The sequence below is a fragment of the Rhodococcus sp. AZ1 genome, from assembly GCF_054979605.1.
The window spans coordinates 88130-104741 of record NZ_JBUEQF010000006.1 but is presented as its reverse complement, the minus strand read 5'-3'; the positions used below and the strand labels follow the sequence as shown (position 1 = coordinate 104741).

Annotated in this window: 14 protein-coding genes and 1 other RNA gene; 12 read left to right on the top strand and 3 right to left on the bottom strand. The window is 66.9% G+C overall.

The window, feature by feature from the left end; genetic code table 11:
- Window positions 1–22: 22 nt before the first annotated feature.
- Window positions 23–778, bottom strand: coding sequence for a glycosyltransferase family A protein (locus ACY48E_RS09515; RefSeq protein WP_462871911.1), 756 nt, complete (start codon window positions 776–778; stop codon window positions 23–25).
- Window positions 779–873: 95 nt separating this feature from the next.
- Between ACY48E_RS09515 and ftsE the strand changes: the two genes are divergently transcribed.
- The 12 genes from ftsE to ACY48E_RS09455 all read left to right on the top strand — a co-directional run bounded on the left by ftsE (window position 874) and on the right by ACY48E_RS09455 (window position 12141).
- Window positions 874–1563: a cell division ATP-binding protein FtsE gene (ftsE, locus tag ACY48E_RS09510; RefSeq protein ID WP_462871910.1), complete on the top strand. Its 690-nt coding sequence runs from the start codon at window positions 874–876 to the stop codon at window positions 1561–1563.
- Window positions 1564–1610: 47 nt separating this feature from the next.
- Complete coding sequence (ftsX, locus tag ACY48E_RS09505) at window positions 1611–2516, top strand: permease-like cell division protein FtsX (RefSeq protein ID WP_462871909.1); 906 nt, start codon at window positions 1611–1613, stop codon at window positions 2514–2516.
- Between the two features lie 32 nt (window positions 2517–2548).
- A complete protein-coding gene (gene smpB / locus ACY48E_RS09500; RefSeq protein ID WP_462871908.1) occupies window positions 2549–3022 on the top strand; it encodes an SsrA-binding protein SmpB in 474 nt (157 codons plus the stop codon).
- An 8-nt stretch (window positions 3023–3030) separates the two neighbouring features.
- Window positions 3031–3894, top strand: a complete 864-nt coding sequence (locus ACY48E_RS09495) for an EamA family transporter (protein ID WP_462872060.1) — start codon at window positions 3031–3033, stop codon at window positions 3892–3894.
- Between the two features lie 31 nt (window positions 3895–3925).
- Window positions 3926–5437, top strand: coding sequence for an SDR family oxidoreductase (locus tag ACY48E_RS09490; protein WP_462871907.1), 1512 nt, complete (start codon window positions 3926–3928; stop codon window positions 5435–5437).
- Between the two features lie 59 nt (window positions 5438–5496).
- Window positions 5497–5867, top strand: a transfer-messenger RNA (tmRNA) gene (ssrA, locus tag ACY48E_RS09485).
- 80 nt (window positions 5868–5947) lie between these two features.
- The gene (locus ACY48E_RS09480; protein ID WP_462871906.1) at window positions 5948–6622 is read left to right on the top strand and encodes an alpha/beta fold hydrolase; all 675 of its coding nucleotides are present in this window, start codon (window positions 5948–5950) and stop codon (window positions 6620–6622) included.
- Between the two features lie 38 nt (window positions 6623–6660).
- Entirely contained in the window at window positions 6661–7959 is a 1299-nt protein-coding gene (locus tag ACY48E_RS09475) for an NAD(P)/FAD-dependent oxidoreductase (protein WP_462871905.1), read from the top strand.
- Complete coding sequence (locus ACY48E_RS09470; protein ID WP_462871904.1) at window positions 7959–8738, top strand: DUF1365 domain-containing protein; 780 nt, start codon at window positions 7959–7961, stop codon at window positions 8736–8738. The genes ACY48E_RS09475 and ACY48E_RS09470 overlap by 1 nt, the downstream gene beginning before the upstream one ends.
- Window positions 8735–10039, top strand: a complete 1305-nt coding sequence (locus ACY48E_RS09465) for a class I SAM-dependent methyltransferase (protein WP_462871903.1) — start codon at window positions 8735–8737, stop codon at window positions 10037–10039. The genes ACY48E_RS09470 and ACY48E_RS09465 overlap by 4 nt, the downstream gene beginning before the upstream one ends.
- Window positions 10036–11322 (top strand): class I SAM-dependent methyltransferase, encoded by a 1287-nt coding sequence (locus ACY48E_RS09460; RefSeq protein ID WP_462871902.1) that lies wholly within the window; start codon window positions 10036–10038, stop codon window positions 11320–11322. Before ACY48E_RS09465 ends, ACY48E_RS09460 begins: the two co-directional genes overlap by 4 nt.
- Window positions 11323–11325: 3 nt before the next feature.
- Window positions 11326–12141 carry a DUF1295 domain-containing protein gene (locus ACY48E_RS09455; RefSeq protein WP_462871901.1) on the top strand — a complete coding sequence of 272 codons (816 nt, stop codon included), beginning with the start codon at window positions 11326–11328 and terminating at the stop codon, window positions 12139–12141.
- Between the two features lie 9 nt (window positions 12142–12150).
- Here ACY48E_RS09455 and treY read toward each other — a convergent pair whose 3' ends face one another.
- Both treY and glgX read right to left on the bottom strand, forming a co-directional pair.
- On the bottom strand, window positions 12151–14508 hold the full coding sequence (treY, locus tag ACY48E_RS09450; protein WP_462871900.1) for a malto-oligosyltrehalose synthase: 2358 nt from the start codon (window positions 14506–14508) through the stop codon (window positions 12151–12153).
- A 1-nt stretch (window position 14509) separates the two neighbouring features.
- Window positions 14510–16612: a glycogen debranching protein GlgX gene (gene glgX / locus ACY48E_RS09445; RefSeq protein WP_462871899.1), complete on the bottom strand. Its 2103-nt coding sequence runs from the start codon at window positions 16610–16612 to the stop codon at window positions 14510–14512.

Genomic DNA, 16612 nt, shown 5'->3' with positions numbered 1-16612 from the left:
CCTTCCGATCGTGCTCGGCCCATCACCGCGGGTCGATGTCGTGCCGGCCGGGGCCGCGGTCGAGGTACCACCGTGCGGTCCCGATGATCCCGTACGTCCGAAGTCGTCGGGTGGAGTTCTCGGAGATCATCTCGGGGCACTGAGCGATGTGTGGGGTCGTGCGGCGCAGGCGATTGAGGAAGTCGCGATCCGTCGGTGCCGGTTTGCGCGGGATCCCGCCGCTTCGCTCGTACGTCGACGCCGTCAGTGCCATGTTGTTGCCCGAATGCATGCGATAGGGAGCCAGATACTCGGCGCCGCGGTTGGCCGGGCGCAGTCGACCGAACAGTGCTGCGATCACCACGAGGCTGCGGAAACCCGCGCGTGCCAGTGGCCCGTTCTCGTCGCGGCGGGCGACGATCTTTCCGCACACCACGTCGGCTCCGGTATCGAACGCCCTGCGGGCGGCGGCCACCCAGTCCGGGCGGGGTATGCAGTCCGCATCCGTTCGCACGATGCGGCTCGCCCCGCGGGAGATCGCGTACCGCATACCGGTGTCGACCGCGCACCCCACACCGGGCTCGGTCTCGACGATCACCTCGACCGGGAACGGTGCCGCGGCGGCGAACTCGGTGGCCAACGCACCCGTGCCGTCCGTCGAGGCGTTGTCGACCACCACGAGCGTGAAGTCCGTCTCGCTCTGGTGGGCGAGGGCAGTCAAGGTCTGCCCGAGACGAGCTTCCTCGTTGAACGCGGGTACGAGGACCCACAGAGCGTCGGTCCGGTTCTCGTCCGGCATGTGTGCGCACTCTCCTCGGATGGTTCGAACAGCAGTCACCGACGCTGCGGCGCGCTACCGGGAATACAGCGCACCCCGGTCTAGACTCGACCCCCGTGATCAGCGTGGAGAACGTCTCGAAATCCTACAAAGCGTCGACGCGCCCGGCGCTGGACAACGTGTCGGTCGAGATCGACAAGGGTGAGTTCGTGTTCCTGATCGGCCCCTCCGGATCAGGGAAGACGACGTTCATGCGCCTGCTCCTGAAGGAGGACACACCCTCCTCCGGCAACATTCACGTCGCGTCGTTCCACGTGAACAAGCTGTCCGGGCGCCGGGTCCCCAAGCTGCGCCAGAGTATGGGCTGTGTGTTCCAGGACTTTCGGCTCCTGCAGAAGAAGACTGTGGCGGAGAACGTCGCGTTCGCGCTGGAGGTGATCGGCAAGCCGCGGTCGGTGATCGCTCGCACGGTGCCCGAGGTGCTCGATCTCGTGGGTCTGGCCGGGAAGGCCGATCGCCTGCCCACCGAACTGTCCGGCGGCGAGCAGCAGCGCGTGGCCATCGCCCGAGCGTTCGTCAATCACCCGCTGGTCCTGCTGGCGGACGAGCCCACCGGCAACCTCGATCCCGATACGAGCACCGACATCATGCTCCTGCTCGAGCGCATCAACCGCACCGGCACCACGGTGCTGATGTCCACACACGACAACCACATCGTCGACTCGATGCGGCGCCGGGTCGTCGAACTCGACAACGGTCGCGTGGTGCGCGACGAGGCCCGCGGGGTCTACGGCGTCGGTCGGTAGTCCCAGCCCAGCCGCCGCTTCCCACACTCGATCGAAAGTCACCGACGATGCGCGCAAGTTTCCTCTTCGGAGAGGTTCTCACCGGCCTCCGCCGAAACATCACCATGACCGTCGCGATGATCCTCACGACCGCGATCTCGCTGGCTCTGTTCGGCGGAGGTCTGCTGGTGGTGCAAATGGCGAGCAAGACCCAGCAGATCTTCCTCGATCGGGTCGAGGTGCAGATCTTCCTCACCGACGACATCTCGGCCACCGATCCCGGCTGCACCGGCGATATCTGCTCGAACCTGCGCAAGGACCTCGAGTCGACGCCGTCGGTGGTGTCCGTGCAGTACCTCAACCGTGCGGACGCCGTCGCCGACGCCACCAACCGTGTGTTCAAGGATCAGCCCGAACTGGCATCGCTGGTCAGCCAGGACAGTTTTCCCGCTTCGTTCAAGGTCAAGTTGAGCGACCCCGAACGGTTCGGGGTGATCAACGATCAGTTCGCCGCCAGACCCGGCGTGCAGAGCGTGCTCAACCAACGCGACCTCGTGGATCGACTGTTCAGCGTGCTCACCGGCGTGCGTAACGCAGCATTCGCGATCGCCGTCGTCCAGGCGATCGCCGCGGTGCTGCTGATCGCCAACATGGTGCAGATCGCTGCATTCACCCGTCGCACCGAGGTGGGCATCATGCGGCTGGTGGGCGCGACCCGGTGGTACACACAGTTGCCGTTCCTCGTCGAGGCCGTCGTCGCGGCCCTGGTGGGTGCGGTGCTGGCCATCGCGGCGCTCTTCACGGCCAAGACGGTGTTCATCGATTCGGTGTTGAACGATCTCTATCAGGCCAACATCCTCGCGCGCATCACCACCAGCGACGTGCTCCTCGTGTCGCCGATCCTGTTGCTCGCGGGAGTGGGGATGGCGGCCGTCACCTCGTACGTCACGTTGCGTCTGTACGTCCGTCAGTGACATCGTGTGGAACGTGAAGGCGAGGTGAGACCGTGAAGGAGAAGGGTCGCAAGGCCATTGCGACCAATCGCAAGGCCCGACACAACTACACGATCGTCGATACCTACGAGGCGGGTGTCGCGTTGGTCGGCACCGAGGTCAAGAGTCTGCGTGACGGTAAGGCATCCCTCGCGGACTCCTTCGCCACCGTCGACGACGGCGAAGTGTGGCTGCGCGGGCTGCACATTCCCGAGTACTCACGGGGAAGCTGGACCAACCACGCGCCGCGCCGGAACCGCAAGTTGCTGTTGCACAAGCGCGAGATCGAGCACCTGATCGGCAAGACCCGTGAGGGCAACATGACGCTGGTCCCGCTGTCGATGTACTTCAACGAGGGCAAGGTCAAGGTGGAACTGGCCCTCGCCAAGGGCAAGCAGGACTACGACAAGCGCCAGGACTTGGCTCGGCGGACAGCCGAACGTGAGGTCACCCGGGAGCTGGGCCGTCGAATCAAGGGCATGCGCTGATATCGGTGCTGTTGGCCCTGACCGCCGCCGTCGGATACGGGGTCAGCGATTTCGTCGGTGGCCTCGCCTCGCGCAGGGTTGCGGCGCTGCGTGTGGTCAGCGTGTCGTATCCGATCTCCGTGGTCATCACCACCGCCGCAGCGTTCGTGGTGGGCGGAACGATCACCCAGTCGTCGCTGGTGTGGGGTGCGGTGTCGGGTGCTGCCAGTGGCCTGGCCATCTGGTGGTTCTATCTCGCACTGGCGGGCGGCCCGATGTCGGTGGTGTCACCGATCACCGCCATCCTGGTGGCGGGAATCCCGGTCGCTGTGGGTCTGGGCACCGGTGAACGACCGACCGCCCTCGCCGCCGGGGGCATCGCGCTGGCACTGATCGCCGTGGTGCTGGTCAGCAGGGAGTCCCCCGACGAGCCGGTCGCCGACGGGCACGGCGCTCCCCGTCGGCCGCACGCTCGGTTCACTGCGACGGTGGCCCTCTTCACGGCCGGTTCCGGGATCCTGTTCGGGTTGAGCTTCATCGCCCTGGACCGGGTCGACAACCCGGATGCGGGCCTGTGGCCCCTCGTTGCCTCACGGATTGCGGCAACCACCGTCATCGGGCTCGTCGCCGTCGCCACCGGAACGTTCGGCCGACCCGACCGACGACTGGTGACCCTCGGCGTGGGCATCGCAATCCTGGACTTCGTGGCCAACACGGCCATCCTGTACGCCTTCAACGGTGGATTGCTGTCCGTGGTGAGCGTGATCGCCTCGCTGTACCCGGCCGCGACGGTTCTGCTGGCGACAATGGTGCTCGGCGAGCGGGTCGACGGCGTCCAGCGGGTAGGTATGGTCCTGGCCCTCACCGCGGTGGGGCTGATCGCCGCCGGGTGAACGTAGGCGCCATCGGGTACGAATGGACGGTATGGAACCTCCACGCTCTGCGCGCGTGCTCGTCACCGGCGCGACCGGATACATCGGCGGTCGGCTCGCGCCCCGTCTGCTCGACAGGGGTTACCGCGTTCGGGTGCTGGCTCGAACGCCGTCGAAGTTGCGCGACGTACCGTGGGCCGCCGATGCGGAGGTTGTCGAGGGCGACCTCGGCGACCGTTCATCGCTCGAGGCGGCTTTCGCCGGTGTGGACATCGTCTACTACCTCGTGCACTCGATGGGCGGCGACGAGGACTTCCATCAGGCCGAGCGACGCAGCGCCGAGAACGTCGCGGCAGCAGCGAAGGCGGCCGGGGTGCAACGCATCATCTATCTGGGTGGTCTCCACCCGCCCACCGGTGAGCTCTCACCCCACCTGAGTTCGCGCGCCGAAGTGGGCCAGGTGCTCATCGACTCGGGCATCCTCACCGTCGTGTTGCAGGCGGGGGTGGTGATCGGGTCCGGGTCGGCGTCGTTCGAGATGATCCGCCACCTCACGAACCGGCTCCCGCTGATGACGACGCCGAAATGGGTGCACAACCTCATCCAGCCCATCGCGGTTCGAGACGTGTTGCACTACCTGATCGAATCCGCTGCGGCGCCGTTCACCACCAGCCGTACCTGGGACGTCGGCGGACCCGACGTCATGGAGTACGGCCAGATGATGAACAGCTACGCGGTCACCGCAGGGCTGCGCAAGCGGAAGATGCTGGTGCTGCCCGTACTCACCCCACGCCTCGCCGGTCACTGGATCGGCCTGGTCACGCCCATTCCACGCGGTCTGGCGATGCCGCTGATCGAATCGCTGCAGTACGACGCGATCGCCCACGAGAGAGACATCGACGCCGTGGTTCCACCTCCCGAGGGCGGACTGACGGGATACACCGAGGCGGTACGGCTGGCGCTGCGCAAGATCGATCAGGGCGAGGTGGAGACCACCTGGGCCAACGCCTCGCCCGGCTCCGCACCGTCGGAGCCGCTTCCCTCGGACCCGGACTGGGCGGGTGCGGAGGTGTTCCTCGACGAGCGGTCCCGGGACTGCGACGCGACGCCGGAGCTGCTGTGGGAAGTCGTCGAGGGAATCGGCGGGGAGAACGGCTGGTACTCCTTCCCCGCGGCGTGGGCGATCCGCGGATGGATGGACAAGCTGGTCGGCGGGGTCGGGCTACAGCGTGGCCGTCGCAATCCCCGGTCCCTCGTGACCGGCGAGGCGCTGGACTGGTGGCGTGTGGAGGAGATCGAGCACGGGTCGCTGTTGCGACTGCGCGCCGAGATGAAGGCGCCGGGCGGGGCGTGGCTCGAACTGCGGGTGCTGCCGCTGGACGGGGGCCGTCGGTCGAGGTACCAGCAACGGGCCATCTTCTTCCCGAAGGGCCTCGGAGGACGCGTGTACTGGTACGCGATCATGCCGTTCCACGGCGTCATCTTCCGGGGAATGCTCGAGAACATCACCACCAAGGCCGAGCGCAGCCGGGCGGTCACCGGCCAGAGGACGACGGCAGGATGATGTGGTGGCGGTGGGGGTTACACTGGACGACCCCGGCCGATCCTGGTCGGGGGCACAGCGGGGCTGAACGGTTTCGACTGTGTGCGTCGCGTCAGGGGAAGCGTGTCGGTGCAGGCGAGAGACCACCGCAAGCGTCATCGCAAAAATATAAGCGCCGATTCCAATCAGCGCGACTACGCACTCGCTGCCTAAGTAGCGACTGCGTGTCTGTCAGTCCGGTCTCGCCCTCGGGCCGGGTCCTGGCATCAGCTAGAGGGCTAACCTCTCCACCCGGCTGCGGGGTGGGGCGGGACATCACACAGTGGCTGGGATCGTCATCCGGACGTGTTCGCGAGATTCGGAGATCCGAGTAGAGGCGTAGCGAACTGCACACGGAGAAGCCCTGGCAAACCGACACAGGACCCGGGTTCGATTCCCGGCAGCTCCACGTCGACAGATCCCCCACCCCGCGCCGCGGGGTGGGGGATCTTTCTCGTTCCGCACCCGATCTTCCCCGTACCACAGGATCGAATGACTGCCATGGTGTCCGATACCCGAACTCCCGCTCCCACCCCCGTCCTGCACGGTCGTCGCCCACGCGGGCCGGTCACGATGGCCGTGCTGGTGCTCCACGGCGGCAAGGTGGCAAGTTATGCGTCCGCCGAACGGTGGCAGCTGTCGAGCCTGCGGATGGTGCCGTTCGTTCGCGCGCTCGAACGCGCACTCGGTCCTACGGCCGCAGTGACGATGCTGCAGTACCGGTACCGCGGCTGGAACGGCCATGATCGCAGTCCCGTGGCCGATGCGCGCTGGGCGCTCGATGAAATTCGCCGTCGGTACGGAGACGTTCCGGTGGTCCTGGTGGGTCATTCGATGGGCGGGCGTACCGCCGCCGCGGTCGCCGACGACCGGTCGGTCACCGCGGTGAAGGCGCTCGCTCCGTGGTGGCCCGACGGTGACGAGACGTCCACGATGCGCCCGGGCCAGGCGTTGTCGACCATGCACGGACTCTGGGATCGATGGACCGATCCCACGCTGTCGAGACGAGCCACCGAGGCCGCACGTCGTCGCGGGATCGATGCGAGGTTCATCGCGGTTCGCTGGGCAGGACACTTCATGCTCGCGGCGCCGTGGCGATGGACGCAACAGGTCCGCCGATTCGTGATAGACCAATCACCGGAGGCCGGGGCTACGAAACACTCCTGAGCCGAAACCCGGAGCATCCAACAGGAGACCAAGGCCCAGTGAGCACTGACCATTCCACGTCCGGACGCCGGCGGATCGCTGTGGTCGGCAGCGGGGTTGCCGGGCTGACGGCATCCTGGGTGCTCTCGAAGTCGGCCGACGTCACCCTGTACGAGGCCGACACCCGACTCGGCGGCCACGCCGACACACACGTCGTCCCCACCTCGCTCGGGCCTCTGCCGATCGACACCGGGTTCATCGTCCACAACGACCGCACGTACCCCACGCTGCTTCGGCTGTTCGCCGAACTCGGCGTGCAGACGCAGGAGTCCGACATGAGCATGTCGATATCCTGCGGTGGCTGCGGGCTCGAGTATTCCGGCGGGCAGGGCCTGTCGGGGATCCTGCCCAGCGTGAGCACGGCGGTCCGGCCGCGATACCTGAGGATGCTCGTCGAGATCACCCGCTTCCACCGCCAGGCGCGCGCGTTGCTCTCCAGCGCGCCCGAGCCGAGCGCCGACACCGAGACCACGGTCGACGACTTCCTGGCTGCGGGTGGCTTCTCGCCGTATTTCACCCAGCATTTCATGACACCGTTGATCTCCGCCGTCTGGTCGTGCAATCCGGCTGTGGCCCTTGCCTATCCGGCGCGCTACCTGTTCACCTTCCTCGACCATCACGGCATGTTGGGCGTCACGGGATCGCCGGTGTGGCGCACCGTCACCGGTGGCTCGGTGGAGTACGTCTCGCGTGTCGCACGAGCCGTGTCGTCGGTGCGGGTGGGAACCCCGGTGCAGGCCGTCTACCGCCGTCCGGGCGGAGTCGAGGTGCACGACGGCCTCGATCGCAGCGAAACCTTCGACGCATGCGTGGTGGCCACCCACCCGACCGCAGCCCTGAAGATGCTGGCCGAGCCCACCAGCACCGAGCACCAGGTGCTCGGTGCGATGCGGTACTCGCCCAACCGCGCACAACTGCACACCGATACCTCGGTTCTTCCGCGCACCGCCCGAGCGCGGGCGTCGTGGAACTACGCGATGCCAGGGTGCGATGCCCAGCCGGACACCGTGTTGGTCTCGTACGACATGACGCGGTTGCAGCGCCTGCCGGACACCGGTGAGCGGTACGTGGTGACGCTCGGCGGCTCCGACATCGTCGACCCCGAGACGGTGATCGACACCATGGACTACGAGCATCCGCAGTACACCCCGGAATCGGTTGCCGCCCAGGCCCGTCTGGCGGAGCTGGACTGCGACGTACTCGCGTTCGCCGGCGCGTATCACGGGTGGGGATTCCACGAGGACGGCGCGCTGTCCGGTCTTCGGGCGGCCGAGCGCATCGGCGGAGCCTGGTCGTGATGTCCAGTGGTGCCCGGTTCAGCAGTGGCGGTTCGAGTGGTGACCGGTACCCCAGCACGCCCGCGTTGTACGAGACCACGATCAGCCACGTGCGGTCGGCACCGGTGAAGAACAGCTTCACCTACGCCAGCTACTGGTGGTTCGTCGACGTCGACCGTTTGCCGTCTCTGCCCGCGGTACTGCGGCCCTTCGCACGGTTCCGTTCCGCAGACCACCTCGGGGACCCCGCGAGGACCTTGCGCGAGAATGTCGATGCGTTCCTCGCCCGTCACGACATCGACCTTCGCGGCGGGCGGGTGACGATGCTGGCATCGGCACGCGTCCTCGGGTACGTGTTCAATCCGCTGAGCGTGTTCTGGTGCCACGACCGCGACGGCGCCCTGGTGTGCGTGATCGCCGAGGTGCACAACACCTACGGTCAGCGGCACTGCTATCTGTTGCACACCGATGAGAAGGCCCGCGCGCGCACGGCCAAGCAGTTCTACGTCTCGCCGTTCAACGACGTCGACGGTGAGTACCGGATGAGCCTGCCGGAGCCGGGAAGCGAACTCGCACTGACCATCACGCTGCACCGCGAGGATCAGCCGCCGTTCGTCGCGCGGGTTACGGGCCGTCGCCGTCCCGGCACCGCCGCCTCGCTCACCCGACTGCTCGCAGCCCACCCGATGGCCCCACTGGTGGCCGCCATCCGTATTCGAATCCAGGGAATCACCCTGTGGCGGCGCGGACTACCCGTGATCGCCCGCCCGGAGCAGAGCCCGCAGGAGGCAGTGAGATGACGACGACGACACCTCGCGATCGCAGGGATGGCAACGGCCCGCATGTGACCGGCGTCGACGCCGAACGGTGGCCCAGCATCGTGCGCGTACCGTCCGGCGCCAAGGCGCGGATCGCGGCTCCTGTCGCATCCGCCCTGTTTCGCAACGCCGCGGCGAGACTGCCGATCCGTGTGCAGATGCCCGGGGGAGAGGTGATCGGCGGTGGTGCGAACGATCCGGATACTCCCCTGATGGTGGTCGTGCGACCGGATCACTTCGCTCGTCGCGTGGGCGAGAGCGGTCTGATCGGCTTCGGTGAGGCCTACATGGCCGGTGACTGGGAGGCCCCTGATCTCACCGCGGCTCTCGGGGTGTTCGCTGCACGCATGGCGACGCTGATCCCGGAGTGGCTCCAGCGTCTGCGTGGCCTCTACATCCCGAAGCAGCCACGCGCCGAACGCAACACCACGCGCAACACACGGTCGAACATCTCCCGTCACTACGATCTGTCGAACGAGATGTTCGAGCTGTTCCTCGATCCCACGATGACCTACTCGAGCGCGCTGTTCCCCACCCTCCAACCCGCCCCCACCGCGGACGGTCTCGCCGACGCCCAGCGAGCGAAGATCGACCGGCTACTCGACGGCGCGAAGGTGGGTCCGGGGACACGTGTCCTCGAGATCGGAACCGGCTGGGGCGAATTGGCAATTCGCGCGGCTTCGCGTGGCGCAACGGTGCGTACCGTGACGCTCTCGACCGAGCAGCTCGATCTCGCGGTGCGCCGCATCGCCGATGCCGGATTCGCCGATCGGGTGCAGGTGGACCTGCTGGACTACCGCCTGATCGACGGCGAGTACGACGCGGTGGTCTCGGTGGAGATGATCGAGGCCGTCGGACATCAGTACTGGGGCGAGTACTTCTCCACGATCGACCGGCTCCTGGCCCCGGGTGGACGGGTGGCCATCCAGGCGATCACGATGCCGCACGACCGCATGCTCGCCACCCGCAACACCTACACCTGGGTGCACAAGTACATCTTTCCGGGCGGGTTCCTGCCCTCGGTGCGCGCACTGGTCGACGTCACCGAGAAGCAGACCACCCTGCGTGTGCGCGAACGGATGTCGATGGGCGATCACTACGCCCACACCCTGCGCCTGTGGGACGAGAGGTTCGCCGCCCGCGCCGCCGAAGCGCGTGAGCTCGGGTTCGACGACGTGTTCGCTCGAATGTGGCACTTCTACCTGTGCTATTCCGAGGCGGGCTTCCGGTCCGGTTACATCGACGTCCAGCAGATCATCCTGGATCGAAGGAGCACCACGTGAGCGGTCCCGTCGCGAGCACCCTGGCGCGCATTCTCGAACCTCTCGTCGGAGGCGAGCTACCGGTTCACCTCACCGCGTGGGACGGCTCGACCGCCGGCCCCGAGGACGCACCGCGGGTGATCGTGCGCAGCCCCAACGTGCTGCGTCGCCTGCTGTGGAACCCCGGTGAGCTCGGCGCCGCGCAGGCGTACGTCACCGGTGAGATCGATGTCGACGGCGACCTCGACGCCGCCCTGACCCATGTGTGGTCGGTGGCGCGCGAGCGCGGTCTGTCCGCGGTTCGGCCCACTCCCGGCAAGCTCTTCGAGATGGTGCGCGTCGCAAGCTCGTACCGCGCGTTCGGACGTCCGCTGCCCGCGCCGGCATCGCAGGCCAAGGTCACCGGCCGCCTGCACTCCCTGAGTCGCGACAAGGCGGCCATCAGCCATCACTACGACCTGTCCAACGAGTTCTACGAGCTCGTGCTCGACCCCAACATGGCGTACTCGAGCGGGTACTGGACCTCCGATGCGCCGGACTATGGTCTCGTCGACGCCCAGAACGACAAGCTCGACATGGTGTGCCGCAAGGTCGGTCTCGATCAGCGCGCCGGTATGCGCCTGTTGGACGTCGGATGCGGATGGGGTTCGCTGAGTCTCTACGCCGCCGAGCACTTCGATGCGCGCGTGGTGGGGGTGACCATCTCGAAGGAGCAGAAGGCATTCATCGACCAGCGGACCGCCGAGCGCGGGCTCGCGGACCGCGTCCAGATCCGCATTCAGGATTACCGCGAGGTACCCGACGGTCCGTTCGACGCGGTCGCGTCCCTGGAGATGGGCGAGCACGTCGGCGAGGAGAACTACCCCACGTACGCCGCGGCCCTGCACGCCAACGTCGTTCCCGGCGGGCGCGTCCTGGTTCAGCAGATGTCCCGCAAGGCCGGCAACCACCCTGGTGGTGGACCGTTCATCGAGTCCTTCATCGCCCCGGACATGTTCATGCGTCCGGTGGGCGCGACCGTGGCCATGATCGAGGAGTCCGGGCTCGAGGTACGCGACGTGCACGCCATGCGTGAGCACTACGTCCGAACCGTCGACGCCTGGTACGCCACCTTCGAGAAGCGGTGGGACGAGGTGGTCTCGATGGTCGGTGAAGAGGTGGCTCGCGTGTGGCGGCTGTACCTCGTCGGCGGTGGCATGGCCTTTCGGGACGGGCGGATGGGTGTCGATCAGATCCTGGCCGTCCGACCCGACGAACGCGGCCGATCGTCGATGCCGCCGGTGCGACCCACCTGGAGTCGGTGACCGATGTCCGGCACCTTCGTCTGGGCGGACTTCCTGGCAACTGCAGGGCTGAGCCTGCTCGGTGTGTCGGTTCTGCAGGCGGTGACGGCTGTCGTCGGGTTCCGCATCGGACGCCACAACATCGTCGACGTCGCCTGGCCGCTGGGCTTCGTGGTGGTGGCCGCGGTGTCCGCAGCGTCGGGTACCGGGGACGCCTGGCGGCGTTGGTTGCTGCTCGTCCTGATCGGAATCTGGGGTCTGCGCCTGGCGGCCTACCTGGCGATCCGGTCGCACGGCAAGGGTGAGGACCCGCGCTACGTCGCGATGCTCGAACGCAGCCCCGGTCATCGCGTGTGGGTGGTGGTCCGCAAGATCTACCTCGTGCAGGCGCTCGCGATGTTCTTCATCTCGCTGCCCCTACAGGTCTCGGCGGTCTCCTTCGGGTCGTTCGGGGTATTGACCGTGGTCGGAATCGTCCTCTGGGTGGTCGGGTTGACCTTCGAGGCGGTCGGTGACCGGCAGATGGACAGGTTCCGTCGAGCGAAGGCGCTGATGCCGGAGGATCAGCGCCCCGGTGTCATGGATCGCGGGCTGTGGGCGTGGACGAGGCACCCGAACTATTTCGGCGACGCGTGCGTGTGGTGGGGCGTGTTCGTCATCGCCGCCGCCCACTGGCCGGGTGTTCTCACCGTGCTCTCACCCGTCGCGATGACGTACTTCCTCGTCGAGGCCACCGGCGCGCGACTGTTGGAGAAGTCGATGGCGACGCGACCCGGCTACGCCGAATACCAGGAGCGCACAAGTTTCTTCGTGCCCTGGCCGCCGCGCCGGGCGTCGTGAGGCCGGCGATCAGGCGCTGACCAGAAGAGCCACGGGGAGCACCTCCAGCAACCGACCCACCTCGACGTCACCCGCGTACTCCCGGCTGGTCAGTCGATCGATCCAGGTGCCGGCCGGCAGGGGCACCGTGGTTCGCCCCCACCCGCTGTCCGCGAGAGCGACGCTCAGGCGGGTGGCGACGGCAACGACGTCCGCGGGGGCGTCGGCGGGCCCACGCGAGAACCCCACGAGATGCTCGGCGGCGGGCCCGGCCACCGTGACCGGGGTGTAGGAACCTCCCACGAAGCTGTCCGGCCGAGCCCGACGCAGGCCAAGAGCCGTTGCGGTGACCCACATCTTGACTGCGCCGGAATCATCGATCGGGGGAGCAGACGTGATCGCTCCCAGCATGCGACGACGGGCTGCAAAGTCCACAACCCGCCTGTTGTCGGGGTCCACGAGGGAGTCCTCCCACAGCTCGGTCCCCTGATAAAGGTCCGGTACTCCGGGCCCGATGATCTGTAACAATTTCTGCCCTAGAGCATCCGACCACCCGTGTGGTGCCACCATGTTCACGAACCGAGTCACCGATTCGGCGATGGGCGTGGACAGGATGAGATCCAGCCACGCGCTCACCGACGCCTCGAACCGCTCGTCGACGTCGGACCAGCTCGTGTGCACTCCGCTCTCCCGCATGGCCTTTCGAGCGTAGTCACCGATACGGTCGCGATAGGTGTCGGTGATCGCGCCGCTCACCGGCCATGTTCCGATGATGTTCTGCCACAACAGTAGTGCCGTCGCACCGTCGGGTGGCGGAGCCATCCGCATCCACGTCTCGAGGTTGCGGGCGAACTCGGTCGGCACCTGTGCGAGAACTGCGATGCGTGCCCGCACATCCTCGCCCCGTTTGGTGTCGTGTGTGGAGAGGGTGGTCATGGTGGCGGGCCACGAGAGAGCCCGTTGGGCCATCCGCGCGTGGAACCTGCCCGGAGAGCACCCGAATCGAGCCGGGTCGCCACCGACCTCCTGGAGGCACACCAGCCGTGCCGTTCGATAGAACAGCGTGTCCTCGACACTCTTGGCCATCGCGGCTCCGGCCAACTGTTGCACCCGCGTGGCGCATTCACCGTCGGTGGCGACCGCGCGGGCGATAGCCGTGACCTCGTCGGCGAGTTCGGGTCGATCCTCCGCGAGCTCCTCGATCAGTGTCTCCAGCACACCCTCGAGGGGCCCGTAGTCGGTGCGGTAGAACGGAATCCGCGTCACCAGATCCACCAGGGCGGTGGACAGTCGCTCGCGATCGACCGATCGGGGAGAGTTGTCAGCGCGGGCCACGGCCGCGACGACTCGCCGCACCTCTGCTCCGAGGTCGGTGCGCAGGATCTCGGTCTTGATGGCGAACTCGTTCGCGCGCAACCACGCTCGATCCCCGGCAGTGCCGGTGACACGCTGCGAGATCTCGGTGGTGGGAATCTCGCCCGCAGGATCGACGAATACTCCGCCGATGTCGGCAAGGGCGTCGTACCCGGTGGTGCCGTCCACCGGAAGGGCGGGATCGAGATGCTCGTCGCCGGTGAGGATCTTCTCGATCACCAGCCAGCACCGATCACCGACGACCCTGCGCAGCCACGTCAGATAGCCGGCGGGGTTGGCCAATCCGTCCGGGTGGTCGACGCGCAGGCCGTCCACCAGGTCGTCGGTGAACCAGGATGCGATCTCCCGATGCGTCAGGTCGAACACCGCCCGGTCCTCCTGGCGAACGGCGGCGAGGTCACTGACGGTGAAGAAGCGGCGGTAGCCCACCTGCCCACTTCGCCAGCCGACGAGGCGGTAGGCCTGCCGGTCGTGCACGGTGTCGGCATCGTCGGAACCGTCGTCGGTGGCGGGGTCGATGGGAAAACGTGAGTTGTGGTACCGCAGAACGGGTTCGATTCCCGAGCGGTCCACGGTGAGCTCGGCGGCGCCGTCGTCGGCGAGGACCGGCAGGGCCACGCGCCCGCCGGCCCAGTCGATGTCGAAGAGGTCGCGGTAGGTCGAATGCTCGCCCCTGCGCAGAACGTCCCACCAGTACCGGTTGTCCTCGGCGCGGGCGACTCCCAGGTGGTTGGGCACGATGTCGACCACCAGGCCCATACCCCGTGACCGACATTCGTGGGCCAGTCGGACAAGGGCCGCGCGGCCGCCGAGGGTCGGGGAGACCGCCGTGGGATCGGTGACGTCGTACCCGTGGATCGATTCCGGCGCCGCGGTCAGGACGGGGGAGAGGTAGAGATGCGAGATGCCCAGCGCGTCGAGGTAGTCCACGAGGTCACGGGCATCGTCGAGGGTGAGCGAATCGGGCCGCAGCTGGAGACGATAGGTGCTGGTCGGCGTCCGGCGCGACGTCATCTCAGGCTGTCCGGCGCAGCACGAGAAGCGACCTCGCCTCCACGGTGACCGCCGCCCCGGCCGTCACCGTGTCCCCGGTGACCCCGGTGGGTGCGGCGGTATCGATCGCCACCGCCCACGTCGAGGCGTACTCGCCGTCGAGGGTGGTGAACTCGAGTGCCTCGTAGTGGGCGTTGAAGCACAGATAGAACGTGTCGTCGACGATGCGGTTACCACGCTGATCGGGTTCGGGTATCGCCTCGCCGTTGAGCAGCACCGCGAGCGACTTTCCGAAGCCGCTGTCCCAGTCCTCGCCGGTCATCTCCTCGCCGGCGGGTGTGAGCCACGCGATGTCCCGGATCTGTTCGGCCGAGCGAATCGGGCGGCCCTCGAAGAATCGACGGCGGCGAAAGACCGGATGGGCCCTGCGCAGGGCGATGACGTTCGCCGTGAACTCGACGAGGTCGGAGTTGGTTTCGGCCAGCGTCCAATCCATCCACGACAGCGTCGAGTCCTGGCAGTAGACGTTGTTGTTGCCCAGCTGCGTTCGTCCCATCTCGTCACCGTGAGCGATCATCGGCGTGCCCTGGCTGAGCAGCAGCGTTGCCAACAGGTTGCGAATCTGTCTGCCGCGCAACGAGAGCACGTCCGGATCGTCGGTGGGACCCTCGACGCCGCAGTTCCATGACCGGTTGTGGCTCTCGCCGTCGTTGTTGTTCTCGCCGTTGGCGTCGTTGTGCTTGTCGTTGTAGCTCACCAGATCCGCCATGGTGAAGCCGTCGTGCGCGACGATGAAGTTGATGCTGGCACCCGGTCGACGCCCGGTGTGCTCATAGAGATCCGAGGACCCGGTCAGGCGAGATGCGAACTCGCCCAACGTTGCCGGCTCGCCGCGCCAGTAGTCGCGGACGGTGTCGCGATACTTGCCGTTCCACTCGGTCCACAGGCCGGGGAAGTTGCCCACCTGATAGCCGCCCTCGCCGATGTCCCAGGGCTCGGCAATGAGCTTGACCTGACTGACCACCGGATCCTGCTGCACCAGATCGAAGAATGCGCTCAGCCGATCGACATCGTGCAGCTCACGCGCGAGCGTGGAGGCGAGGTCGAATCGGAACCCGTCGACGTGCATCTCGGTGACCCAGTAGCGCAGGGAATCCATGATCAGCTGCAGCGTGTGTGGATGCCGGGCGTTGAGGCTGTTGCCTGTGCCCGTGTAGTCCATGTAGTGCTCGGGATCGCCGTCGACCAGGCGGTAGTAGGCGGCGTTGTCGATGCCGCGGAACGAGATCGTCGGGCCCAGGTGATTGCCCTCGGCGGTGTGGTTGTAGACCACATCGAGAATGACTTCGATGCCGGCCTCGTGGAACGCGCGAACCATCGTCTTGAACTCGGAGACGGCCGCGCCCGCGTGCGTGGAGTACGCGTAGTCCTGGTGCGGGGCAAGGAATCCGAACGAGTTGTAACCCCAGTAGTTGCTCAGGCCCTGATCGAGCAGGGTCTGATCGTGCATGAACTGATGCACCGGCATCAGTTCGATCGCCGTGATCCCGAGCGTGGTCAGATGCGCGATGATCGCGGGATGGGCCAGGCCCGCATATGTCCCGCGAAGGTCGTCGGGAACCTCGGGATGGGTCATGGTCATGCCCTTGACGTGGGCCTCGTAGATGATGGTCTCGTTGTACGGCCGTCGTGGTGCGCGGTCGTTCTGCCAGTCGAAATATGGGTTGATCACCACGGTGGTCATGGTGTGTCCGAGCGAATCACGCCCGTGGCTGTACAGCGACCGGTCGCCGTCGAAGGTGCCGTCGAAAGCCTTGCCGTACGGGTCGAGCAGCAACTTGCTCGGGTCGCATCGCAACCCGGCCGCCGGGTCCCACGGGCCGTGCACGCGGAAGCCGTAACGCTGGCCGGGCTGCACGTCCGGCAGGTACGCGTGCCAGACGTATCCGTCGACCTCGTCGAGCCGGACGCGACGCTCCGCGCCCTCGCCGTCGATCAGGCAGAGGTCGACGTGTTCGGCGACCTCGGAGAACACCGCGAAGTTGGTGCCCGCCCCGTCGTAGGTCGCCCCCAGCGGATACGGAGATCCTGGCCAGGTGGCGGGTGGATCTCCGGGAGCGGGCAT